This window comes from Terrimonas ginsenosidimutans, from assembly GCF_022012415.1.
GTDB lineage: Bacteria > Bacteroidota > Bacteroidia > Chitinophagales > Chitinophagaceae > Terrimonas_A > Terrimonas_A ginsenosidimutans.
The window spans coordinates 1-25,869 of record NZ_JAKLTR010000004.1 but is presented as its reverse complement, the minus strand read 5'-3'; the positions used below and the strand labels follow the sequence as shown (position 1 = coordinate 25,869).

The window sequence follows — 25,869 nt, the reverse complement described above, 5'->3', positions numbered from 1 at the left end:
TAATTGGATCAAATGAATAAGGTAGCTGTTTTCCGCAAAGAACATTTCAACGCAGCTCATCGCCTGTATAACAGCGATTGGGATCAGGCGACCAATGACCGTGTTTTTGGCAAATGCGCTTTACCAAATTATCATGGTCATAACTACGAGCTTGATGTGAAAGTAGTAGGAGAGCCTGATGCACGTACTGGATTTGTGATGGACATGAAAGAGCTGAGCAGCCTGGTGCAGCGTGAAATACTTGCTCGTTTTGATCACCGGAACCTCAATCTGGATACAACCGAGTTCAAAAACCTAAATCCTACCGCTGAGAATATTTCTATTGTGATCTATAATTTATTGCGTCCTCATATCGCAAAGGAATTAGACCTGCAGATCAGGCTTTATGAAACGCCAAGAAACTTCGTGGAATATCCCGCGGAGTAAATTTGTTGAACAGTCGAACAGCACAGCTATGGCATATAAAAAGATAGAAGAGTATGATGAAGCCGTTACAAATGGCCTGATCGGAAATTATAAAGATGTATTGAACCTGCTTGGTGAAGATGCCGAAAGAGAAGGGTTGCAGAAAACTCCGGAGCGTCTTGCCAAGGCCATGCAATTCCTGACACAGGGATACCAGACAGATGCGCATGCTATACTCAATTCCGCTAAGTTTCATGAACCGGTCAGTGAGATGATCGTTGTAAAAGATATCGAACTATACAGTATGTGCGAACACCACATGCTGCCATTCTTTGGCAAGGCGCATATTGCATACATACCTAATGGGTGGATCACCGGCTTGTCGAAGATCGCCCGCGTGGTGGATGCATATGCCCGCCGTTTACAGGTACAGGAGAGATTGACCGTTGAGATCATGAATGCGATCAAAGAAACACTGAATCCTGTGGGCGTGGCAGTTGTAATTGAAGCACAACACCTTTGCATGATGATGAGAGGCGTGCAAAAACAAAACTCAGAAACAACTACCTCGGCTTTTGACGGAGAGTTTCATAAAAACTCCACCAGAAGTGAGTTCCTTAAACTGATCGGATCGAACCTTAATCACCGCTGATTATTTTATATATTGTGTTATAAAGATTTTTTTTCTTAAAACCTTTGTGGCACTTTTGTTTGTATAACTACCATTTACAATGAAGCATGCCTATGTTTTTCCCGGTCAGGGATCCCAGTTCCCCGGAATGGGAAAGGAGCATTATGATAACAGTGCATTCGCCAAAAAATTATTTGAACAATCCAATGAAGTTCTCGGCTTCCGTATCTCAGATATAATGTTTGGCGGTACTGAAGAAGACCTGAAACAAACCAACGTTACCCAGCCAGCCGTATTCCTTCATTCTATCATCGCCTTTCGCAGTATAGATGGAGCCAGGCCGGAGATGGTGGCAGGTCATTCCCTTGGAGAGTTTTCCGCACTTGTTGCAAATGGAACCCTCAGCTTTGACAGTGCACTTCAGCTTGTAGCGATCCGTGCCAAAGCAATGCAACAGGCTTGCGAAGCTAACCCTTCCACCATGGCTGCGGTCCTTGCACTGGCCGACGAAAAGGTGGAAGCGATCTGCAAAGAAGTACAGGATGAAACAGGTGAGATCGTTGTACCTGCAAATTATAACTGCCCCGGTCAGCTTGTGATCAGCGGAACCATCAAAGGTGTAGAAATTGCCTGCGAAAGAATGAAGGCTGCTGGCGCAAAGCGTGCGCTCGTACTTCCTGTGGGCGGCGCATTCCATTCTCCACTGATGGAGCCTGCTAAAAAAGAACTGAAAGCAGCGATCGAATCCACCAACTTTCATACACCAACCTGTGCCGTGTATCAGAATGTAGTGGCTAAAGCTGTCTTCGATAAAGAAGAGATCAAGCAAAACCTGATCGATCAACTGACCGGCCCTGTTCGCTGGACCCAAAGCGTTCAGGCAATGATCGCCGACGGTGCATCCATATTCACAGAAGCCGGCCCAGGTAAAGTACTTCAGGGGCTCATTCAAAAGATCAACAAAGAAACACAGGTACAAGGCGTAAGCTGAGTCACCTGCCCAAAATAAAAACGCGCAATAGCTTAATCCCTATTGCGCGTTTCTTTTTTCAAAAAGATAAGAACGTTTGCAACATTAAACTGCCCTCCTTATCCTCCTTTACTCTATTAGCTTATCGAACAATTGATCCACCCTCCATCAAACTCTGCATTATACTTTTTATAGAAATTGATACCAGGCTCATTCCAGTCGAGCACCTGCCAGACCATTCCGGTAAACCCTTTCTCTTTTGTTTCCTTGATCAACTGGTCAAAAAGAAGTTTGCCAAGGCCTTTGCCTCTCATCTTTTCTGTAACGACCAGGTCTTCCAGGTAAAGCCGCTGACCTTTCCATGTAGAATAACGGATATAATAAAGCGCGAATCCCTCTACTTTGCCATCCACTTCGGCTACAAAAGCCCACCATACAGGCTGATCACCAAATCCGCTTTCCACAAAATGATCATAATTGACTGTTACCTGTTCCGGCGCCTTTTCATAGATCGCCAGTTCCGTGACTAGTTCCATCAATCTCGTACAATCTTCTTTTACCGCTCTTCTTATTTCTATTGCCATTTGAAATTAGTTTGAAAGTGACTGCTCAAGATCATTAATGATATCCTGTATGTTTTCGATACCAACATTCATCCTGATCAGGCCATCCGTGATCCCATATTTTTCGCGAAGCTCTTTTGGTACGCTGTAATGCGTCATTGAAGCGGGATGTGACAACAATGTATCGCATGTGCCAAGAGAAACAGTGCGTACACACATTTTCAACTTATTCATGAAGGCTATCCCACCCTGCAAACCTTCCTTCAGCTCAAAGCTTAACATGGCTCCGGGATGACGCATTTGCTTCAATGCAATATAGTGGTCAGCGTGCGTCGCAAGACCTGTGTAATTCACTTTTGCTACGGCAGGATGTTGATCCAGATAATTGGCAACCTCAACAGCGTTATGGCAATGTTTTTCCATCCGGATCTCCAGTGTCTTCATTCCATTGATCAGGAGAAAAGCATCAAATGAATTGGAGTTGCCTCCGAGCAGGCGATGGACCTTTGTTACATTCGATGTCATTTTTTCAATGTCCTTACCAAGCAGGATCCCGCCAATTGCTGTACCATGGCCATTGAGGAATTTCGTTGTTGAATGCGCTATATAATCAACTCCGTATTTAAATGGCTGTTGCAGATACGGCGTGGCAAATGTATTATCACACGCAACGATCAATCCATACTTCCGGGCGAGTTTGGTCAGCTCTTCGATGTCCACGCACTGGATGGTTGGGTTTGCGGGTGTTTCTATATAAAGCATGCGGATGGAAGGATCCTGTTTCATGGCTTCTTCCGCTTTGTTCAGATCGCGCAGATCAATGATCACGGATCCGATCCCAAGATTAGGGAGGATCCGATGAATAAGTTCTTCTGTTCCTCCATAGAGTGAAAAATGAGAAAGCACTTTATCACCACTCTTTAGCTCAGCTAGCATAAGGGTGGAGATCGCTGCCATACCAGAGGCATGGAGAATTCCTTTTACTTCCATGGACAGACCGAATGTTTCCAGCGCCGCAATTTTCTGTTCTGCTTCATTCATTGTCGGGTTCCCCCAGCGGCTGTAGATATAACCTTCTTCTTTTCCGCTGAAACGACGCATGCCCTGCTCCGCTGTATCATATACATAGGTGCTGCTGGCGTATATCGGGACGAGGTGCGCATAAGAAGGATCTTTCTCATGACCTCCATGAATTGCCAGTGAACTGAAGCCTGTAAGTGAAGATTTGTTATCCATGATGAGCCTTTTTGAGGGTTCAAAAGTAGGCGATTCGTATGAGATTATTTTGAGGACCACGAGCAACGGACAGCAGACCGCTTACGATGTTTGAAAGACCTGCTTACTCCATTAACGGATCATGTATAACAGGATCGTACGCGGTCTCTTCCTATGCCTCCTGCGACGCAACTATCTCCTTCTTCAACCATAGCAATACGGGCAATATATTGATGTCATTGATCTTGCTTGTATCAATGGCATTCATCTTCTGCTCCAGTTTCCTGCTTTCTTTTGCCGGGATCTGTTTAAGATTGGCATGCCTGTCTCCCAGTTGGAAGAAAGTTTCCAGTAATTCGATCACTGCCAGTTGTTCACGACCGTATTCTTCAGCAAGTTTCGTATGCAGCAGGTTATATGCTTCCTTATATGCCCATTCCATATCACCTGCGAGATAAAAATAGATGCTGCTGATGATCCGGAAATAGACCCTGTGCTGAAGTGGAATAGTGGTATAGTTTGCCGGAAGGTTTTGTTTGATATCGGCTGTCTTCCTTAACCCAATGCTCGCGATCAGCCGGTAGATCGTATACCAGTACTGCGCATAGCCGTCTTCATTTGCGCCTTTCTGAAGTTGTTGGAGTACTTCGATCGCTTTTTCATACTGACCTATGTTCAGCAGGTTTATAGTGTAATTGGAATACAATTTATCTTTTGAAGCAAGACCCTTGATCTCCTTAGCGTAATCATTGATGGCTTTGCTGAGATACGTGTCTGCCTGTTCAAATTCGCCCAGTTGCTGCAGTGTCCGTCCAATACCCAGCAGGATGTTCACCAGCAGATCTGTGGTATACTGATCGCGGTAATCATGTGATTCCAGGGCTTCATAAGCTTTCAGAAAATGAGCAAGTCTGCCTTTGCCATCTGTATAAAACCCTGCGCTGCGATGGTGGTAATAAGTACTTAACGGATGCCCCGTATGATTGGTGGCGGGACCGGTAGCTTTTCTTTCGGGGGCTTGCTGTTCCGCTGGTGCCTGGCCGAGTAATTTTTGATAATAATATTCCAGCGCTTTGTAGAAACCCTGCATATTCTCCTGGGCGGATACCTGCTTTTCGAGGATCTCGGCAGCCTTAAGGGTGGCGCTATTGAAAAATTTGGCCTTTTCCTCATAATCCCTGACGGCTGAGAACTGGTGCTGATAAGCCAGATCGAAATACCAGTTCTGCATATCGAGCACATCACCAAACCGGAATGCCTGTTCGGAGGCTGCAGCCGTTTTGTCGAAGGATTCAAAAAACAGGTCATACAACTGGAAGTGCTTATACGCGCGAAGCTGGAGTTGCTGGCGGAATACATCATCCGTATCCAGTAGTTCTTCAACGCTTTTCTGAAGCAGGAATTTATCCAGCTTTTGCCTTAGCAGGCGAAGCTCGTTGCGGAGCAGGTAGTCCTTGGATGGTTCGTAGTTGGTCCCGTATATATTTTTATACAGGTATTCTTTGGTGATCTCTTTGGGTGGAAGGTTACGGATCAGATTGAATAGTTTCAGTGATGCGGAACGTTTGTCCTGCATCAGCAATTTTTTCAACGCTTGCGCATGTTTTGCAGTCAGCTGGTGGCAGATCTGTATGGCAGGGTTTTTATGCATGATGAAAGTTGATGTCCACAAATTACTAAATGAAAACACTTAAAAAATCATCACGGTGAAAGATTCTTGTTTCAAAATATACATTGGTAATCAATGATCAACCTACATGCATAGGGTTCAATTTTGTATCACATCAATATCAAATCGCAGTTTTTATCCATCTCCGGAACCCTGAGATTTGTTCAGGAATTAAAAACGGAGTGTTCTTTTAGTGTAGTCATCACAAACTACCATTCTCTTCTCTGGTTAAACCGGTGGGGGGCCTGCCTTAGAAAACTGTTACCATTAAACCCAATTGTGTGGTGTCTAACGACCCGCACAATTTGCGTTTTAGGGGGTAGGAATCGATGATCGTTGACCGTTGTCCGTTGACCGTTGTCCGGGAGTCAAGCGAAGTGGAATAAATTGGATATTCGGTTTATAAATGTAAAGGGAGGGGCTATCGTTATCAACGATAGCCCCTCCCTTTACATTTATATCCGGTCAACGGTCAACGGTCAACGGTCAACGGTCAACGGTCAACGGTCAACGGTCAACGGTCAACGGTCATCCTCTCTAATACGCCCATTTCACCAGCGTCGCGCCCCACGTAAATCCACCGCCAAATGCTGCCAGCAGGAGGTTGTCGCCTTTTTTGAGTTTGCTTTCCCAATCCCACAGACACAATGGAATAGTGCCGGCAGTAGTGTTGCCATATTTCTGGATATTGATCATTACTTTTTCCTTTGGCAGGCCTACACGGTTAGCCGTTGCATCGATGATGCGCAGGTTTGCCTGGTGCGGAACGAGCCATGTTACGTCGTCGCCGGTCAGGTTATTTTTTTCGAGAAGTTCAGCGCTGATATCCGCCATGCCTTTTACGGCAAATTTGTAAACTGCCTGACCTTCCTGGTATACATAATGCAATTTATTCTCGACGGTTTCCTTGCTTGCAGGCATCGCGGACCCGCCGGCTTTTAAGTGAAGGTGATGACATCCGGATCCATCGCTTCTCAGCAAACTGTCCTGGATTCCGTATCCTTCCTGGTTCGGTTCGAGCAGCACACCGCCCGCACCGTCACCGAAAATGATACACGTGGTGCGGTCTGTGTAATCAACGATCGCACTCATTTTATCGGCACCTACCACGATCACTTTTTTATAACGACCGCTTTCAATAAAGGAAGTGCCCATTGTCAGGGCGTACAGGAAACCTGAACAGGCCGCTGAAATATCAAAGCTGAAAGCGTTTTTCAAACCGGCTTTATCACACGCAATGTTTGCGGTGGAAGGAAACACCATGTCCGGCGTAACAGTCGCCACTATTACGCATTCCACTTCCGATGGATCGATACCGCGCTTGCGGCAAAGCTCCTGTAATACCGGCACTACCATATCCGAAGTGCCTTTCCCTGCTCCTTTAAGTATCCTTCTTTCTTCAATGCCCGTTCTTGTGCGGATCCATTCGTCTGTAGTATCCACCATTTTCTCCAGATCAAAATTGGTCAATTTGTCTTCCGGCACATATCCTCCCACGGCCGTGATCGCTGCTGTAGTTTTATTGCTCATCTTGGAATGTTTGTTAAAAAAGTAGCCAAAGGTAAGGGGAAAATTGTTGTCCGTTGCCCGTTGTCCGTTGACCGCGAATCGCTACAACCGATGCTTCTGCTTTCTAAGAAAATATGTAGAGTGAATTCATACTCAACCCTGTTTTAATTCCGGACAACGGTCAACGGGCAACGGACAACGATCGGGATTTCCTATTTTCGCGCCATGATAGCATATCTCAAAGGTGATTTCGTTCAAAAAACTCCAGCGTCTGTATACGTGGATGTAAATGGTGTAGGGTATGAAGTGTTGATCAGCCTGAACACCTATTCAAAGATCCAGGAGTTGGACAAGGGGCTGCTGCACACCGTCCTGATCATCCGGGAGGATGCACATATCATATTCGGCTTCTTTGAGCCGTCTGAAAAAGAAATGTTCCAGCAACTGATCAGCGTTTCGGGCATCGGGGCTTCCACCGCCCGCATGATGCTTTCCTACCTCAAACCCGAAGAACTGGCCAGGGCGATCGTGCATTCCGATATCAAAACCCTCGAAGGGATCAAAGGGATCGGAAAGAAAAGCGCAGAACGCCTCGTCCTCGAGCTGAAAGACAAACTCTCCAAACACCCCGTGGAGACAAATATTTCCCCTCTGAAAAACAATAGCTTGCAACAAGATGCGTTAAATGCTCTGATAGCTTTAGGTATCAACCGGACGGCCGCCGAAACGGCGATCAAAAAGACCCTTTTATCAGAACCAAATCTGCTGGTAGAAGAGCTGATCAAAAAATCTCTCCGTATCCTCTGATTGCTAAACATTTCTGGAACTAATTGATGTTGAGAACTTGAAATTCTGGACTGCCCATATATTCCGTACGTTGGTGTGCGTTACCATCTTACTGGCCCTTCGTGGGCAGGCGAATGCGCGTTTTCTCCCGGCAGGCTTCCAGGACACTACCGCCCGGCGGGATACCTCACCCCTTCGATACCCGATCCAGGACCGCTACGGTGATCCCTATTCAAGCCCCAATAAAAACCCGTTTGACCTTAAAGACAGCGCCTTTCTTAAAAGAGATGTTCAGTACGATCCGCTGACCGGGGAATACTATATTATAGAAACAGTCGGAGGAAAGAATTACCGCACCCCGGTTTCTTTCAAACGGGATGAATTCCTGAAACTCCAGGGAAGAAAAGACGAAGCGGAATATTTCCGCAAAAGAGCGGATATGATGAGCGAACTCAACCGCCGCCTGTTCCAACCGAAATTCCAAAGCTCACCGAACTGGTTCAACCGCATCGTCGGATTCGGAAAAGTAGATATCAAACCATCCGGTTATGTTGGCCTGCTCATGGGATACCAGGGACAGAACATCAAAAATCCTACCCTGCCGGAAAGGGCAAGAAGAAATGGCGGACTGGATTTCAACATGAACGCTCAGCTCCAGGTGGATGCACAGATAGGAGATAAGCTCAGACTTCCCATCAACTATAATACACTTGCCAACTTTGATTTCGAAAACCAGCTGAACCTGAATTACCAGGGTAAGGACGATGAGATCATCAAACAATTCCAACTGGGTAACGTGAATTTTACCTCAAAAGGAACCCTGATCCCCGGCGCTCAATCCTTATTCGGGGTAAAAACACAGGCTCAGTTTGGGAAGCTGTTCGTTACAGGCGTACTCGCCAACCAGCGTGCACAACGACAGAGCATTAATTCGCAGGGCGGATCTTCCGCACAGACCTTTGCGATCAAAGCAGATGAATACGAAGAGAACCGCCACTTTCTTTTAGCACAGTATTTCCGGCGGAACTTTAATAATGCCATGAGAGAGTTGCCGATCGTAAACTCCAATGTGCAGATCCAGCGTATGGAAGTGTGGGTGACCAACCGGACCGGTGCCACCACAGATACAAGGGATATCGTGGCGCTGATGGACCTCGGTGAAGGCAATCCTTTCACCGGACCTCCGGGCAACCCGGATGCCCTGCCGTATAACACGGTCAACGGACTTTACCAGACACTTGCCTCAAATCCGAATTCCAGGAACTCTTCACTCGTACAAAGTACCCTTACCTCGATCGGCCTGACTGCTGTTCAGGACTTTGAAAAGACATTTGCCCGCAAGCTTCAGCCAAACGACTACTATTTCAACCCGCAGATCGGCTTTCTGTCGCTTAACCAGCCGCTGCAGCCAGACGAAGTGCTTGGCGTCGCTTACCAGTATACATATAATGGAGTAACCTACCAGGTAGGTGAATTCTCACAGGATGTGCCGCCAGACACAACCGGCGCAACCCAAAAAGTTCTGTTCCTCAAATTACTGAAAGCAACTTCTCAGAGAACCAATCTTCCGATCTGGGACCTGATGATGAAAAACGTTTACTCCGTTGGCTATGGCCAGCTGGAAAGAGCGGATTTCAAACTTGATCTTTTATACGAAGAGCCAAGCCTTGGTGAAAAAAGATATCTGCCGCCAGCGGATGTATTACCTGCTTATGAAGGTCAGCCACTGATCTCTTTGTTGAACCTCGACCGGTTAAATAATCAGAACGACCCCCAGCCGGATGGAGTGTTCGACTTTATCGAAGGATTTACCGTGCTCTCCTCTATGAGCCGGGTGATCTTCCCGGTACTCGAACCCTTTGGCCACGATCTGGATTATGTCTACCCAAGCGCAGTCGAACGACAAAAATATCTGTATTACCCGCTTTATGATACGATCAAAGCGATCGCCCAGACATATGCTAATCTGAACCGTTTCCGGTTAAGTGGTAGGTCGAAGACGACTACTCAAAGTGCAGGTGAATATCAACTTGGTTTCAATATTCCAAGGAACTCCGTTACAGTCACCGCAGGCGGTCAAACCTTACAGGAAGGCGTTGATTATGATATTAACTATGATCTCGGAACACTCCGTGTGATCAACCAGGCGATCCTGAACTCCGGGGTGCCGGTCAATATTCAATATGAAAACCAGGCTGCATTCGGCATACAACAGCGAAGCTTCCTGGGATTGCGGCTTGACTATCTCGTTAATAAAAAATTATCGGTCGGTGGTACATTGGTCCGTTTGAGCGAGCGTCCGTTCTTCGTCAAACAATCTTATGGAGAAGATCCTATCCGCAATACGATGTATGGCCTGGATGCAGATTACCGCAGCGACTGGCCAAGACTTACCAAATTCCTGAATAAGCTTCCTTTCTATAAAAGTGATGCAATGTCATCCATCACTGCTTATGCGGAAGCAGCGGTATTGCAACCCGGCCACGCGCCGCAGATCGGTAAGGGAGGAGAGGGCTTGTCTTATGTCGATGATTTTGAAGGAACACGTTCTGCCATTGACCTCCGTTTCCCGCTGATCAACTGGCAGCTTTCATCTGTACCGCAACAGTTCCCCGAGTCGCAGCTGAACAATGATCTTGCCAGCGGCTATAACCGTGCAAAACTTGCATGGTATAATATCGAACCTGTATTGCAGGAAAGAAATAATAATAATAACCCGCTCGCCGGAAACCGCGATGAGTTGTCCAAACCTGAAACACGCCAGGTTTTCCAGACAGAGATCTTCCCGCAACGGACGAATGATTTTGGCCAGGGATTGCTCACCACCTTCGACCTTGCGTTCTATCCAAAAGAAAGAGGTCCGTATAACTTTGAGAACAGGGCCGGCCGGATCAACCCGGATGGATTACTGACCAACCCCGGACAGGCCTGGGGTGGTATCCAGCGGAATATTGACCAGACCGATTTCGAAACCGGTAATATCGAATATATCGAATTCTGGTTGCAGGACCCTTATGTGCTGAATACCACACGTACCGGTGGTAAACTGTTCTTTAACCTCGGTAACATTTCTGAAGATGTATTGAAAGATGGTAAACGCCAGTATGAAAATGGCTTGCCAACACCAACCAATAATGCACAGGTTGATAATACGACCGTTTGGGGTAAAGTACCATCCAATCCTCTGCAGGTGACCAATGCATTCAGCAATGACCCTGCAGACCGTCAATATCAGGACGTTGGTCTGGATGGCCTTACCGATGATGAAGAAAGAACAAAATTCCAGTCGTACCTCACCGGCCTTCAGGCAATCTCTCCTTCAGCCTATGCGCAGGCGGTGAATGACCCTTCAGCAGACAATTTCCGACCATACAGAGATGCGAGCTATGATGCGATCAACGCCGGGATCTTAAGACGATACAAAGACATCAATAACCCACACGGCAACTCGCCCATTGCAACCGCGAGCACCCAATTCGTAAACGCATTCACACAATATCCCGATGCAGAAGAAATGAACAGGGATAATACACTCAACGAGGTGGAAGAGTATTTCCAGTATGAGATCGACATCACTCCAAACATGCAGGTGGGATCGAACTTCATTACGGATATCCGCCGGGCGGAAAACATCAGGCTGCCAAACGATCAGACAAGATCTGAAAACTGGTACCTGTTCCGGATCCCTGTTTCTGAATTCACCAGCAAAGTGGGGAATATCCCCGACTTTAAATCGATCCGTTTTATCCGGATGTTCGTATCAGGATTTGAAGATTCTGTTGTAATGCGTTTTGGTAAACTCGAATTGATCCGTAACCAGTGGAGAAAATTCCAGTACCAGATCGATACAACAGGAAACTATGTAACCCTGCCTGCCAACAATCCTGCGATATTCAATACACTGGCGGTTAACGTGGAAGAGAATGATCAGCGCAGTCCGATCCGCTACCGTATTCCTCCGGGCATCGAACGTCAGCAGCAATTAAGTAATAATAACGTTCAGCTTTACCTGAATGAACAGGCTTTGAGCGTTCAGGTAGATAACCTGCCGGCTGCTGAAACCCGTGGGGTATTCAAGAACATGAACCTTGATATGCGTCAGTACGGTAAACTGCGTATGTTCATTCATGCTGAAGCAAGACAGTTTGATAACATGATCACTGATGGATCACTTACCGCGGTAGTTCGTTTTGGTAGTGATCTTCAGGGCAACTATTATGAAGTACGTGTTCCATTGAAGAAAACTCCCTGGTTCACGAATGATAGCCTTTCTGTATGGCCGGAAGAAAATAACCTTGACTTCGATCTCCAGGAACTTACCCGGATGAAATTGCGCAGAAACCAATCAGGAGCAGCTCCCTCTGCTTATTATTCCGAACGTCTTGCCAATGGTCGTGTTTATGCAATGATCGGTAACCCGAATCTCGGTGAAGTGCGGAGTATGCTGCTTTCTGTAGAGAACAGCACCAAGAACCCGATCTCGGCGGAAGTATGGTTCAATGAACTGCGGTTCTCCAACCTTGATGAAAAAGGCGGATGGGCCGCAACCGGTCGTGTTGATCTGAAACTGGCTGATCTCGGCTCTATCACGCTTGCCGGTACGGCCAGAAGCCGTGGCTTTGGTACATTGGAGCAACGGGTGAATGAACGAAGCAGGGAAGATATGTATACGTTTGATGTGTCTGCGAATATCGACGCCGGTAAACTGCTTCCCAGGAAACTGGGGATCCAGATCCCTGTATACGCGGGTATCAGCCGCATTGCAATGACACCTGAGTATGATCCGTATGATCTTGATATTAAACTAAGGGATAAACTCGACGCTGCGCCGAGCAAAGAATTCAGGGATTCGATCAAGAATGATGCACAGGATATCACCACCATCAAGACCTTGAACTTTACCAACGTAAAGAAGCTGAAAGTGGATGGCAAACGCCCAAAGATCTGGAGTTTGACCAACCTTGATTTCAGCTATTCATATATACATACCCAGCAACACAATCCGCTGATCGAAAATTATGAAATGAAGCGGGAGCGTGGTGTGATCGGGTATAATTATGCGCCGCAGGCGAAATATGTAGAACCATTCAAGTTCATCAAGTCGAAGTCAAAATGGCTGGCACTGGTGCGTGACTTCAACTTTAACTACGTTCCTACACAGCTTTCATTCCGTGCGGATATATTCAGGCAGTTTGGTGCTACCAGGCCAAGGAACGTTGGTGGCGGACCATATAAAATACCGGAAACGTATGACAAGTACTTTACGTTCGACAGGTATTATATTATGCAATGGAACCTGACAAGATCTCTTTCAATTGATTTCACGGCGACCAATAATGCGCGTGTTGACGAACCTTTCGGACGACTTGATACGGGTCCGAAAAAAGATTCTGTGCGTGATAACTTTTTGAAAGGCGGAAGGAATACGCAGTACCAGCAGCAGCTGATCGCGACCTATAATGTGCCTATGCAGAAGATCCCGTTCCTCGACTGGACAAATCTTCGTGCTACCTATACCACACAGTATAACTGGCTGGCTTCTTCACTGCTTGCAAGGAGCCTTGGCAATACATTGTCGAACACCCAAACGCGCGCTATTACCGGGGAATTGAATTTCGAACAATTGTACAGCAAGTCGAAATTCCTGCGTGCGGCCATGGCCCCGCCATCAAACAGTCCGAAGCCGGCAACGCCTGCGGCTCCAACGACTGCCGCTCCGCAGATCCCCATGCCACAACCGATCGCCGATTCCGTACTGGCGAAAATGACGCGTAAGGAAAGACGCAAAGCCAAAAAAGAATATCGCCGGCAGGTGCGTGAATACAAACGCGCACTGAAAGCAGCTAACCGTCCGGGCACACCTGAAGTTGGCGGCGCGGTCAGGACCCTCACCGGAGTTGTTACGGCAGTAAAACGTGTGGTTATTCAATATACAAAGGACTTTGGTACCACACTTCCCGGTTATATGGACAGCACCCGCATCCTTGGGTATAACCCGAGAAGCCATGAACCCGGATTCGGATTTATATTCGGATATCAGCCGGATACGAACTGGATCAACAGAATGGGAGCCAAAGGTCTGCTGTCAACCGATCCGCGTGTAACCGCCATGATCCAGCAACGCTACAATGAGCGGTTGAATCTGACGGCACAGGTGAGTCCGTTCCGCGACTTTAACATCGATCTGAACCTCGATAAAACCTTCAGTAAGCAATATTCCGAATTGCATAAAGATATTACCGGAACATCCGGGCTTGCCAGATTGAGCCCTTATGCTGCAGGTAGCTTCTCTATCAGTTATATCTCTTATCAGACATTGTTTGATAAGTTTGATCCGAACATTGTTTCAGAGACATTTAAAACATTCGAAGCAAACCGTGTGGCATTGTCACAGAAACTGGGGCTTGAAAACCCGTATGCAAACCCAACTCCGGGCGCAGATGGATACGTGGAGGGTTATGGCCGCTACGCGCAGGATGTGGTGATCCCATCATTCCTCGCTGCCTATACGAAAAAGAATGTGACAGATGTGAAGGGCGTAAAGAACAATAACCCAAATATCAGCGCCAATCCTTTCTCCGGATTCATTCCCAAACCAAACTGGGTGGTAACTTATAGCGGGTTGTCAAATGTTGGTGATCTTCAACGGATCTTTACCAATGTAACGATCCGTCATGGATATCACAGCACCCTAAGCATGAACAGCTTTAACACAGCACTGCTGTTCCAGGATCCGTTCAGGTTAAGCTATCCTTCTTTCAGAGACTCGCTCACAGGAAACTTTATCCCATACTTCCTTGTACCAAACATCAGTATCCAGGAACAGTTCGATCCGCTGGTAGGTGTGGAAATGACCTTTACCAACCAATTGTCAACGCGTTTTGAATATCGTAAAAGCCGTACGCTCAGCCTCAGCCTGATCGACTATCAGCTCGCGGATACCCGCTCTTATGAGTTCTCTTTTGGGTTCGACTGGCGCAAGAAAGGCGTTCCGTTCATCAAGAAGCTTGGCAAAATGAAACTGGATAATGATATCACGTTCAAATTTGACTTCAGTATCCGAGACGATGCCACTGCTAACAGTAAACTCGATCAGGGAACGGCATTCGGTACATCCGGACAAAAAGTGATCAGGATCGCGCCATCGATCGATTATATCCTTAATAACCGGGTGAGCCTGAAATTCTACTTCGAGCAGAACAGAAATATACCGAAGATCAGCAACGCATTCCCGATCACTAATACAAGAGCCGGATTGCAGGTGAATATATCTCTCGCACAATAGTTACCTTCGTATCGCGAACGGAGATGGAAGAAGGTTTAATAGTTTAAAAGTTGATAGCTTCATCTGACAACGGACTTTTAAACAGTTAAACAGTTAAACTTTTAAACTATTAAACTGACTGCTACTCTGTCAAACATCTTAACGCACTTATCTGCATGGGGAAATCGAACGTCCATATCGGGATCATAGGTTATGGTTATTGGGGACAGAATATTGTCCGCAATTTTTTTCATGCACAGAATTGTGTGGTGGTCTGCGTTGCCGAGTCAAGGCAGGAGGGTCGGGATCTGTTTTCAAGAACATATCCGACAATTCCTGTTGTCAGGGATGCGGATGACGTGATCAATGATCCTTCGATAGATGCGATTGTAGTTGCCACTCCGGTTTCGACCCATTATCTACTGGCAAAAAAAGCATTGCTGCAGGGCAAACATGTGCTGGTCGAGAAACCTATGACGCCTTCTGTTGCAGAAGCTGCCGAACTGATAGAACTGGCGGCGAAGAAACAGCTGACCCTGATGGTGGATCATACATTCCTCTATACAGGCGCCGTGCAGAAGATCCGGCAGCTGATCGATGCCAACGTGATAGGCCGGGCAAGATATTTTGATTCCACCCGGATCAACCTCGGATTATTCCAACCTGATATAAATGTATTGTGGGACCTTGCCGCACACGATCTTTCCATACTCGTTTACCTGATCAGGGAAGAGCCGGTAAGTGTTCATGCCACCGGGATCTCACATACAAAGAACGGGATCGAAAATATCGCCTACATGACACTGCATTACAATGAAGATTTTATCGCGCATTTTCATTGCTCATGGAGCTCCCCTGTGAAGATCCGGCAAACACTGATCGGCGGAGATGAAAAAATGATCATCTATAATGATATCGAGCCAACGGAGAAAGTGAAGATATATGACACTGGTTACAATATCAAAACAGAAGAAGATAAAAAACAAATGCTGGTTGACTATCGCACAGGCGATGTGAATGTGCCAAAGATCTCTACCCGCGAAGCCCTGTCTGGTGTGGCAGCAGATTTCATTCAATCCATCATTCATAAAAGTGAGCCTCTTGCAAGCGCTGCATCCGGATTGAAAGTTGTACGGATCCTGGAAGCTTCACAACAATCCATTAAGAACAAAGGCCGCGATGTTCAAATAACCTGATCATGGAGATATTAAACGTTCAAACCAATACACAGCAACTTCGCAATGTAAGAGTAGGCAGGGATGTGCGTATTTTCAATTTCGTAAATGCGTATGAATGTACCATCGGTGATGGTACAAAAGTGGGTGCATTTACAGAGATCCAGAAAGAAGTTACGATCGGACGGAATTGTAAAATATCAAGTCATACATTTATCTGCTCAGGCGTTGAACTGGAAGACGGCGTTTTTATCGGGCATGGTGTAATGTTCACCAATGATCTTTACCCCAAAGCCACCCGTGCAGACGGTAGCCTGCAAACAGAAGATGACTGGCAGCTGATCAGAACACTGGTGAAGAAAGGCGCATCTGTGGGCAGTAATGCAACCATACTTTGCGGGATCACGATCGGAGAGAATGCGATCGTCGGAGCAGGAGCCGTGGTAACAAAAGATGTTCTTCCCGGAACTACCGTTGCGGGAAACCCGGCTAAGGAACTTCCTCAAAAACACACTGGTCAGTAAACAGATTAAACAGTTATTCTGCAGATGAAAACAATTGCAGTCATTGGTTTTGGAAAGATCGGTCAGGCGGTGGCGGCAAATATGCTGCTTCATGGCCTGCACGTTGTGGCGGTCGATACCGATACAACCATTGCCGGTAGATTTTATGAAAATACCTTTCATACCAATGAGCCCGGTGTATTGACTGTGCTCACTGATGCCTGCAATGAGGGTAACCTGCACATCGAAATAACCCTTGATGATCACACGCCCGATGCGGTTATTATTTGCATACCGCTTGCTGTCGATCAGGAGAAAAAAACGATTGATGCTCCTTTCATACAATGTTTTCAACAACTGGTATCTCATTGCAGTAATAAGTTACTGATCGTGGTGGAAACATCCGTGCCTGTCGGATACAGCCGAAAAGTATTGCTCCCCGTACTTGAATCTTCGGGGAAAAAGCATGGCGTTGACTTTCTTCTTTCCCACAGTCCGGAGCGGATCAAAAGTGGCACGATGCTCACACAACTGGAAAAGATTCCTAAAGTGATCGGCGGTATTTCTGCTGAAGCAACAGAAGCGAACTACCGGTTATATCAGCAATTCTTTTCAACGGAATTGCTTTATCGTGTTGAGAATACGGAAACAGCGGAGATGATGAAGCTGGCCGGCATGATCTATCGTGATGTGAATATTGCCCTGGCAAACCAGTTGGCGATGTTTGCGCAGCTATCCGGTATAGATCTTCCCTCACTGCTTCCACTCATCAATGCAGATGGTGAAGCGAATCTTCTTCAGCCGGGCATTGGAGTAGGGGGGCATTGCACACCTGTATATCCTTATTTCCTGATCGATAATTTCCGGCACGCCGGACTTGATTTTTCGATAGCCAGAGCGGGCCGCCAGATCAATGATAATATGGCCGCGTTTGCCGTTTCATTGATCAGAGATAAAGTCCGGAATAAAACAGCGCTGGTGCTTGGCCTTTCATTTCGGCCAAACGTCAAAGAAGACGCGAACAGCGTGGGAGCATCGTTGTATGGATTATTGGAGCAGGAAGGATTTGACGTATTCATGCATGATGCAGAGTTCTCGCAACCGGAACTCGAACATAAAGGATTTGCTTTTGCTGATCCATCGAAGACGGATGCGGAAGTAGTTTTTCTCGTTACGATGCACAGGGAGTACCGTCAGCTTGACTTTACTGCCATGGCGGCAAATGGAGTCAGGTTCATAGTTGATGGAAGAAATGCGCTGGACCGCCGTATAGTAGAATCCGCGGGGATCAGTTACACGGGTATCGGCCGCTGAGATTTTTCCACGCAAAGAGCGCTGGGTCTTTCTTTGCATCCATTGCGATTCCCTTGCGTACTTCGCGATACTCCTACGCCAATTGCAATGATTACTTGATCAGTGCTGGTTTATCTCCTGTTAGCTGATCGATCACTGCCTGGTACTTCTTTACCGATTTATTGAACTTTACGAGGTAAGCCCAATAAATTACCACGATGAATACCGATGTGGTAATGATCCCTTCCAGCTGATTTCGTTTAACAGACACTGTAAGCCCCCAGATCGCAACACTGTAAAGCAATGCGATCATCGCAAGACCGGTCCATTGAGGACGTATGGTGAAGGTCAATTGATTTTTGCCATCGCTCCCCGTGGAATAACTTCCCGTCATTACAGGGTTCAGACTTGTCGCTCCATAAAAGAACCCATAGCCACCCATTACAACAGCGAATGAATTATTGGAGATCTTATAATCGAGCACATTGTTCAATATGCTTTGCAGGTCGAACTTTTTGGGAAGAATGCAGATCTTATCGAGGATTGATTTGACTTTTTCGAAGCTCTTATCTGTTTTCCGTGAGATTTTTTTGTAAGGTAAAAGACGCATGCTGTAAACACTATGGATTTGGCTTTGATTTCTTGAAAAGCATTACATAACCGCAAAGGTTTTTTTTCTTCTTTTTATCCTTGTTGATCTGCAAGGGCTTCATCATGTGGAACTCAGATTGTGCTGCCACATATCCGAAACTAATGATGTTGCCATCAATATCGCCCCATTTTTTCTGCTGAAAAACCACTTGTTTTTCATTCCAGTCGAACATCCTTACCTCGTATAAGCGGGAGGTATATTCGCCGATAAAAACAAACTGATACCAGGTGCCTTGTGTGAGAGGAACGACAACGGGCATTTCATACTCGCTTTCCATTGTCATGGACGCTTCTTTTACCAACACCAATCCATCTTTTGCGTAAAGTGCTTTCAGACTGTCCGCCTGTTGCATGATGAACGGGTTGTCACAGGATCTTTGTCTGATCACGTCCTGTGAAAAGGATCTGGTGCCGGATAGCAGCAGCAGGGTAAATAAGGCAGGAAATAAGTTCTTCATAAACTTTTAAAGGATCTGGATATGGACAAATCTAAGGTAAATAAATCAGCCATGCAAACGTTCGGCTAACCGGTCAACAGCTGTTTATCCGCCTGTTTTGGCCTTCCCCGACGGATAGACAGCTGTGGTTTTAACGGCATACCAGGCATTAAAGTATGCAGGCGAATGTCAATTCCGTGTCAATGACGGTGCATGTAAATACCGTCGGCCTGTTGGGTTGGCGTGATCACAAGGTCGTTAATGCAGACATGTGGCGGCAATGTGGTGGTGTAAAAGATGACATCCGCCACATCAGCTGCGGTAAGCGGTTGCAAACCAGCGTATACATTTCTGGCGGAAGTCTCATCTCCCTTGAAACGGACAACGGAAAATTCAGTTTCCGCGGCACCCGGATGAATGGCGGTAACTTTAATATTGTGCCGGAGCATGTCAACACGCATGGCATGGCTTAATGCGTCCACGGCAGACTTTGTAGCGCAATACATGTTACCCCGTTCATACACCAGTTTCCCGGCAACGGATCCCATATTGATAATATGCCCCTGCTTGCGGAGCACCATTAATTGAGACACAGCTTTTGCTACATAAGCGAAGCCTTTAATATTTGTGTCGACCATGATATTCCAGTCGTCAAGATCTGCTTCCTCAAAATAATCGCGCCCAAGAGCGAGACCTGCATTGTTCACCAACACGTCGATCGCTTTCCATTCATCGTGAAGGCTGGTCACGGCATCCGATACCGCCTGTTGCTCACGCACATCAAATACCCGCAAAAGGATCTGTATCCCGTACTGTTCTTTCAATACATTGCTGATCTCATTCAGACGGTCTTCACGTCTTGCATTCAGGATCAAATTATAGCCATTTGCCGCAAATTTCTCAGCACAGGCTTTTCCAAAACCGGAGCTCGCTCCGGTGATAAAGGCGATTTTTGACATAAAGGGAAATTGTGGGTGCGAAGATAGGGCATCGGTGATCGTTGTCCGTTGACCGTTGACCGTTGACCGTTGACCGACACAAATTAAAAGCGAGGGGCTATCGTTGATAAACGATAGCCCCTCGCTTTTAATTTGTACACAAAGATCCAATTTTATTCCACCTTACTAGAATTCCGGACAACGGACAACGGTCAACGGTCAACGGACAACGAATCAACGAATCAACGTCGTCGTTCCCTTCAATGTAAACTTCTTGCCCGTATAATCTTCTGCTTCCACCATCCATACAAACACGTTGGAAGTTTGTGGGGTGCCGCTGAGATTTCCATCCCAGCCATGGCCATTGGTAGTGGTCGAAAATAAGAGATTGCCCCAACGGTTGTAGATCCTGAAGTAATTGATCTTTCTTACACCAACCGCTACGGGGATCAGCAGATCGTTTTTGCCATCACCATTCGGAGTGAATGCCGAAGGCACAAACACGTAGGGATTGGTTTTGAATACAGTTACTTTCATGGAAGCGGTATCAGAACAACCGGCTTCATTAAATACCTCGACCGTGTAACGAATGCTGTCGATCTCTGCACCATACACGCCAATTGGGTTTTTGATGTTTGCATTGCTGAGGCCGGTTGACGGGGTCCAGATATAATTCACCCCTCCTTCCGCATTGAATTGAAGCGGTTGGCCGGCGATCACAGCGGTATCGTTGCCTGCGAACGGTCTGATCTTTGGCAGTACTGTTACGAGAACAGTGTCTATCCCTGGTTTAGGGCAGCCGCGTGTATCAAATGATCGCAGAATATATTCGGTGGTGCGCGCAGGATAGGCAACCGGGTTCAATGTCTGCGAGTTCACCAGTGATGCGGTAGGTGACCAGTTGAACAAACTGCCATCATGCGTGCCGTGCAGCGGAGCAGGTGTGTTATAGCAAATAATGGTATCGGGGCCTGCGTTTGCAACCGGGTAAGGGATCGCCGTTATCCGGATATTTCTTGTTGTGTTACAGGAGCCGATCGAGCCCGTCACTGAGTAGACGAGGCTGGAGCCCGCAAGAGCGATCGGGTTGGGTATCGTCGGGTTACTAACTGCAGCAGCGGGTGACCAGTCAAACCGCAACGCATCGCTTGTTACATGCAGCTGCGCGGGATCTGTTTCGCAGATCACGGAGTCTGCCATCGCATTCATTGATACAAACTGGACGACACGAACTCTTACCGTATCCTGGTTGATACAGCCCTGTTCATTCAGCGTTACCTGGTAGGTCGTGGTACTGGGCGGACTGACCGTAGGAGTGCCGGTATTCGCATTTACCATAGTGCCCGTCGGTGACCAGCTGAAATTACCGGTACCTGAGGCCTGAAGCTGAACAGCATCGGGTACGCAGATCAGCGTATCCCTGAACCCCAGCGTGATCGGCGGCTTGTCGATGATCGTGATTGTATCTTTCAGCGTTTTAAAACAACCTTTATCACTCGTTACAGTGAAGATGACTTCTTTGGGTCCGGTCGTATTGTATTTCCAGCTGGTATCTTTCTTATGTGATGTATCCGCCAGGGTGGTTTCATCACCAAAACTCCATGACCAGCTATCGATCACCCCATAGTTGGTGGTGGATGCATCGGTGAACAATACAGGATTATTGATGCAGATCCCTGTGGTATTGAATGCAGGGAAAAATCCTGGCCACACACGCACGAGGGCGGTAGTGGAATCAGAACACTCCTGGTTGCGGTTCGTCACAAGTTTGATCGTATAATCACCCGGAGTGGAGAATGTATGTGTAGGCGTTGCAGAAGTGGAACTGTTGCCTGCACCGCTGGCCGGGTCACCAAATTCCCAGTAATAAGTACTGATCAGCGGGCTGGAAAACTTATTGGCAAAATCCAGTGTCAGTCCATCACAGGATGTATAAACCGGGTCAAGCAACGAGCGGGCAATATCGCAACCACCGGCTTTGATCTGAAGATCTTTCCGCTGCACAGCGATCACCACACCATTTCGGATCTCTTCCACACAAACCGTTACGACGTAGATCCCTTCCGGAGGAGCCGTGCCGGTGATCAGGCCCGTCGTGGGATTGATACTGACATTGGTACCCAGGGGTATCGGGCCGTTATAAGGAAAACTGTAAGCTGGTTGAGAATAAGGGGGAGCGGCCGGCGGATTTGGTATCGGTGTGTTCTGGCCACCTGATGGACCTGCATCCTGGCCACCACCTGAATACGCATTGCAAAAGCTGTAGCGAAGCTGGTCAGTCGGATCAGCATCCGTTGCCGCAAAGCTGTAAGTGAATGGATATCCTCCGCAAATGATCACCGTATCTCTTCCTGAGAACTTCGCACTGTTATTCTCCGGTGCCGTCGCAAATGTATTCGTACCCGGGATAATCGCGGTATATGTTGCGCCATAACTGCCGGAACCTACCACATTGCTGATCCCATTGATGCGGCAGCAACGCTGATAGGATATCGTATAACCGCGGGCACTGGCAGGCAGCTCTACTGTAAATTCATAAAAACCCACCTCGTAACAAACACTTGGTGCGTTGGTGATGCAGGGGCCGGGATCCTGAAGAGAGAGGGTAGACATACTTGACCTCTGCACACTCTCCGTTTTCAACAAACTGTTCGTCGTATTATCAAAAATCCCGATCGCGGCATTCTGATCCAGTGCAGCACCGGTATTGCCGCAGTTGCGGAACAATTTCAGCGTTACGTTATATTTATATACACCATTGGAAACACCCGCAAATGTGTAATACATTTCCCCCCCGGTGATATGCTCGGCATACAGGGCGAGAGAAGTTATCAGCAAGGTGAAGGAGAGTACTATTTTTTTCATGGGCATATATTCCGGCCAAAAGCGTATAAAGATATTAAAAAAGCCGCCACGGGGCAGCTTTTTCGATATCTTTTATAAACGCGTTATCATTTGATGATCAATTATTTAAGATGGCAAATAGTATTTATTTCCCAAACTCCCTACTAGCGTTCCGGCCGGTTCAATGCCACACACTACCACCATTAAAGGCTTATTGATGGATGGGAATTAAGGCTAACGTTTTTTCCCGCCCTTTTCGTATGGCCATCCTGTTATTTCAGCATTAAAATACAATGCTGCTATCTCATTTTACGCCGTCCAGGAACTCTTTGAGGATGGCATTGCTGATGTCTTTTTCTTCGAGCATGCCCATATGTGCGGAGTGTTTCAGCATATGTACATACGAGATCGCCGGAATATAAGATTGCTGCAGCGAATCGTCCGGGGACACGGCTGCATCATATTCTCCAATGACAAACAGCATCGGCACATGAAGGTTGCGGAGAACAGCTGTTCTGTCGGGCCGCGCCATCATCCCCTCGTAATAGGCGATCAGCGACGCAGGCTCAAACCCGCGAAGCCCTTCAATGAACGCCCTTACAAGTTCAGGCGAACGTTCTTTGGTGTGCCGGGAAAACAGGTTGGGAGAAGTTGACTGAAGGAATTCAAATACACCATGGTCGCGTATAAAACCGATCCCCTTGCGGCGCGTCTCTTTTTTCTCTTCACTGTCCGCGTACGTGGTGGAATGGAACAGTCCCAGCGCGCTGACATGGTTGTAATAACTTTCCGCCAGTGCAAGCGCTACGTATCCGCCCATACTGTGCCCGATCACCGGGCAGGCGTGAATGTCTTCTTCATGGATGATAGCATGAACGGCTTCTGCAAGATTCTCCATGCTCATATCCTCCACAGCTTCGGAACGCCCGCTCCCGGGAAGATCAGGGATAATGATCCGGTATGATCCGGAAAGAAATGCGGCCTGCTCATTCCATACTTCACCTGTTTCTCCAAAACCATGTATCAGTATAACAGGCTTCCCTGAGCCGGTAACGCGATAAAAAAATTTCTTTCCGCCGAACTTTATTTCTTTTGAACTAAATGACATGCTTACAGCTTGAATGAATAATATGGATCAGGTATCGCCGATGCAAGATCCTGTACTGGCATCAGACTTCGCCAAAGCCGGTTCTGAGGCCTTCGGTCAATTACTTCTTGCCACCCGGTGATTTCTTCCTCAGTTTTCCGGCTGCCAGGCTTATGATCAACCCTACCAAAATTATTCCTGAAATAATGGCCGCTGCGCGGGAAAGAAGATCGCCATGTTTTACAAAGAATGTTTGACGGTTATCAACGGGGATATTCAGCTTGATCGCGGCAGGTACATCCCAGGGTTGGGGGCTTATCACGTTGCCGATCGGATCAATAAAACAGCTGATGCCGGTATTAGCGCTTCGCGCAACCCATTTCCGGGTCTCAAGAGCGCGCAGGCGGCCGTAATTCATGTGTTGTTTATACCCCGGTGTATCGCCCCACCATCCGTCATTGGTGATAATGGTCAGGATATTTGCGCCCTTGCGAACGTATTCCGTGATGTAATCACCGTAAATGCTTTCATAGCAGATGATCGGAGCGGCTTTGAAATGTTCATCCCAGGGGACAAAAACTTTTCGTTCAGAGTCTCTTCCCAGGGTGCCGCTGATCCCTCCAAGATCCTCAAACCATTCCCCCATAAAACTCAGGAAAGAGGGCAATGTTTCCACACCGGGTACCAGTTTGGCTTTATGATAAAGCTGGATGCTGGTATCCGCATCAAAAAATGCAGCGGTATTGAAAGCGTCGTAATAGCTCTGGCTGCCTGATTCAAACCTGGATGTGATCGTCGCATTCTTTTTGTCCCTTCCGTAATTTTTATAACTGTCTATTCCCGTCAGCAGGTTCACCTGTGGATGGCGTTGCAGGAAAGACCAGATCGGATGGTAGAAGTAGTTCTGTTTGATCTGATCTTCCCAGACCTGTGCGGGAACGGCAGTCTCCGGCCATACCACCAGCGTGGTATGCTTATCGATCTTCTGTTCCGAAAGCACGATCAGCTTTTGGATCTGCGCATCGATATTACCCGTGAATTTTTCTGTATACGGGTCTACATTAGGTTGCACCACTACCACATTCTTATAAGCTTCCGCAACCGCCGCGGATGCTCTTTTTGCCTCACTGCTCATGATGAACCGGGAGATGATCATCGGCAGCAACAGCAAAATGATCCATGAAGAAATACTGATGAAGTAAGACCGTGTGCGCCCCTCTTCCCGGTAGCGTTTAAAGGCCGTATACGCGAGTATGTTGCCGGTCAGGATCCATAATGTCCCACCGGATGCTCCGGTGTATTCATACCATTGCACCCATTGCGGATGTGTGGCAAACGCATTGCCCAATGTCAGCCATGGCCAGCTTAATTCCCAGTTCTGGTGAAGAAATTCAAAGGCCAGCCAGAAGGCAACCAGGCTTATATAGCCCGGTTTGGCCCCCCATCTTTTCTTTACACTCCTGGTGAGTACCCACGGAATGGTCATTACGATCGCATTCGCAACGAATGCGCCTATTGCTCCCGCCGGACTTGCATTCCAAACCCACCAGGTCGTAAGCACATTCCACACAAGCATATGCAGCAGCACGATTGAGATGAACTGCCATCTGCGTGTTGCATGGTCCTCGACCCAGAGCAGGGGAGCCCATCCAATGAAAATGAGCAACGTGAATGGAGACACCGGCCATGATGCCCAGAGTAATATGGAACCGGCAAGTGCTGTAAGGAGAAGAGAGAAACGCTTCACTGAAGAGTAATTTTATTTTGTAAAAATAGGGTTTCGGTGCTTGGGGTGAGCGCTGTCATTGAGCTTGGCCGGATGTTTTCATTGCAGGCGCTGCGCGCTGCTGGTTGCCGGGCGGGCAAGGGCTTTTTTTTCGACGGGCGTTGAAGGGTCCGTTTACATTTTTTGCCGGACGGGCAAGGCGT

General features: G+C 47.2%; 19 protein-coding genes. 8 read left to right on the top strand and 11 right to left on the bottom strand.

Annotation, left to right across the window (positions count from 1 at the left end):
* The first annotated feature begins 12 nt into the window (after positions 1-12).
* The 3 genes from LZZ85_RS07785 (at position 13) to fabD (ending at position 2,027) form a co-directional block, all read left to right on the top strand.
* Entirely contained in the window at positions 13-426 is a 414-nt protein-coding gene (locus tag LZZ85_RS07785) for a 6-pyruvoyl trahydropterin synthase family protein (RefSeq protein ID WP_237870352.1), read from the top strand.
* Between the two features lie 28 nt (positions 427-454).
* Positions 455-1,057 (top strand): GTP cyclohydrolase I FolE, encoded by a 603-nt coding sequence (folE, locus tag LZZ85_RS07780; protein WP_237870350.1) that lies wholly within the window; start codon positions 455-457, stop codon positions 1,055-1,057.
* Between the two features lie 79 nt (positions 1,058-1,136).
* Entirely contained in the window at positions 1,137-2,027 is an 891-nt protein-coding gene (gene fabD / locus LZZ85_RS07775) for an ACP S-malonyltransferase (RefSeq protein ID WP_237870348.1), read from the top strand.
* Positions 2,028-2,143: 116 nt separating this feature from the next.
* Here fabD and LZZ85_RS07770 read toward each other — a convergent pair whose 3' ends face one another.
* The 4 genes from LZZ85_RS07770 to LZZ85_RS07755 form a co-directional block, all read right to left on the bottom strand.
* Positions 2,144-2,590, bottom strand: a complete 447-nt coding sequence (locus LZZ85_RS07770; RefSeq protein ID WP_237870346.1) for a GNAT family N-acetyltransferase — start codon at positions 2,588-2,590, stop codon at positions 2,144-2,146.
* Between the two features lie 6 nt (positions 2,591-2,596).
* Positions 2,597-3,805, bottom strand: a complete 1,209-nt coding sequence (locus tag LZZ85_RS07765; RefSeq protein ID WP_237870344.1) for a trans-sulfuration enzyme family protein — start codon at positions 3,803-3,805, stop codon at positions 2,597-2,599.
* 151 nt (positions 3,806-3,956) lie between these two features.
* Positions 3,957-5,435 (bottom strand): hypothetical protein, encoded by a 1,479-nt coding sequence (locus LZZ85_RS07760; RefSeq protein WP_237870342.1) that lies wholly within the window; start codon positions 5,433-5,435, stop codon positions 3,957-3,959.
* A 555-nt stretch (positions 5,436-5,990) separates the two neighbouring features.
* Positions 5,991-6,983, bottom strand: a complete 993-nt coding sequence (locus tag LZZ85_RS07755; protein WP_237870340.1) for a beta-ketoacyl-ACP synthase III — start codon at positions 6,981-6,983, stop codon at positions 5,991-5,993.
* Between the two features lie 204 nt (positions 6,984-7,187).
* Here LZZ85_RS07755 and ruvA point away from each other — a divergent pair, with 204 nt between their 5' ends.
* The 5 genes from ruvA to LZZ85_RS07730 all read left to right on the top strand — a co-directional run bounded on the left by ruvA (position 7,188) and on the right by LZZ85_RS07730 (position 18,004).
* Positions 7,188-7,769, top strand: a complete 582-nt coding sequence (ruvA, locus tag LZZ85_RS07750) for a Holliday junction branch migration protein RuvA (RefSeq protein ID WP_237870338.1) — start codon at positions 7,188-7,190, stop codon at positions 7,767-7,769.
* A gap of 37 nt (positions 7,770-7,806) precedes the next feature.
* Positions 7,807-15,033, top strand: coding sequence for a T9SS outer membrane translocon Sov/SprA (sov, locus tag LZZ85_RS07745; RefSeq protein ID WP_237870336.1), 7,227 nt, complete (start codon positions 7,807-7,809; stop codon positions 15,031-15,033).
* Between the two features lie 155 nt (positions 15,034-15,188).
* On the top strand, positions 15,189-16,208 hold the full coding sequence (locus LZZ85_RS07740) for a Gfo/Idh/MocA family protein (protein ID WP_237870335.1): 1,020 nt from the start codon (positions 15,189-15,191) through the stop codon (positions 16,206-16,208).
* A gap of 2 nt (positions 16,209-16,210) precedes the next feature.
* Positions 16,211-16,711 carry an acyltransferase gene (locus LZZ85_RS28580; protein ID WP_284698421.1) on the top strand — a complete coding sequence of 167 codons (501 nt, stop codon included), beginning with the start codon at positions 16,211-16,213 and terminating at the stop codon, positions 16,709-16,711.
* 24 nt (positions 16,712-16,735) lie between these two features.
* On the top strand, positions 16,736-18,004 hold the full coding sequence (locus LZZ85_RS07730) for a nucleotide sugar dehydrogenase (RefSeq protein ID WP_237870333.1): 1,269 nt from the start codon (positions 16,736-16,738) through the stop codon (positions 18,002-18,004).
* A gap of 91 nt (positions 18,005-18,095) precedes the next feature.
* On the opposite strand, the gene LZZ85_RS07725 is transcribed toward LZZ85_RS07730, so the two are convergent.
* The 7 genes from LZZ85_RS07725 to LZZ85_RS07695 all read right to left on the bottom strand — a co-directional run.
* A complete protein-coding gene (locus tag LZZ85_RS07725; RefSeq protein WP_237870331.1) occupies positions 18,096-18,593 on the bottom strand; it encodes a hypothetical protein in 498 nt (165 codons plus the stop codon).
* Positions 18,594-18,603: 10 nt separating this feature from the next.
* Positions 18,604-19,092 carry a hypothetical protein gene (locus LZZ85_RS07720; RefSeq protein WP_237870329.1) on the bottom strand — a complete coding sequence of 163 codons (489 nt, stop codon included), beginning with the start codon at positions 19,090-19,092 and terminating at the stop codon, positions 18,604-18,606.
* A 179-nt stretch (positions 19,093-19,271) separates the two neighbouring features.
* A complete protein-coding gene (locus LZZ85_RS07715; protein WP_237870327.1) occupies positions 19,272-20,030 on the bottom strand; it encodes an SDR family NAD(P)-dependent oxidoreductase in 759 nt (252 codons plus the stop codon).
* A gap of 213 nt (positions 20,031-20,243) precedes the next feature.
* Entirely contained in the window at positions 20,244-22,874 is a 2,631-nt protein-coding gene (locus LZZ85_RS07710; RefSeq protein ID WP_237870325.1) for a PKD domain-containing protein, read from the bottom strand.
* A 283-nt stretch (positions 22,875-23,157) separates the two neighbouring features.
* Positions 23,158-23,961, bottom strand: a complete 804-nt coding sequence (locus tag LZZ85_RS07705; protein WP_237870323.1) for an alpha/beta fold hydrolase — start codon at positions 23,959-23,961, stop codon at positions 23,158-23,160.
* 100 nt (positions 23,962-24,061) lie between these two features.
* Entirely contained in the window at positions 24,062-25,687 is a 1,626-nt protein-coding gene (gene lnt, locus LZZ85_RS07700; protein ID WP_237870321.1) for an apolipoprotein N-acyltransferase, read from the bottom strand.
* Positions 25,684-25,869, bottom strand: a 186-nt coding sequence (locus LZZ85_RS07695; RefSeq protein ID WP_237870319.1) for a hypothetical protein, incomplete at its 5' end; no start/stop codon positions are given. The genes LZZ85_RS07695 and lnt, both read right to left, overlap by 4 nt.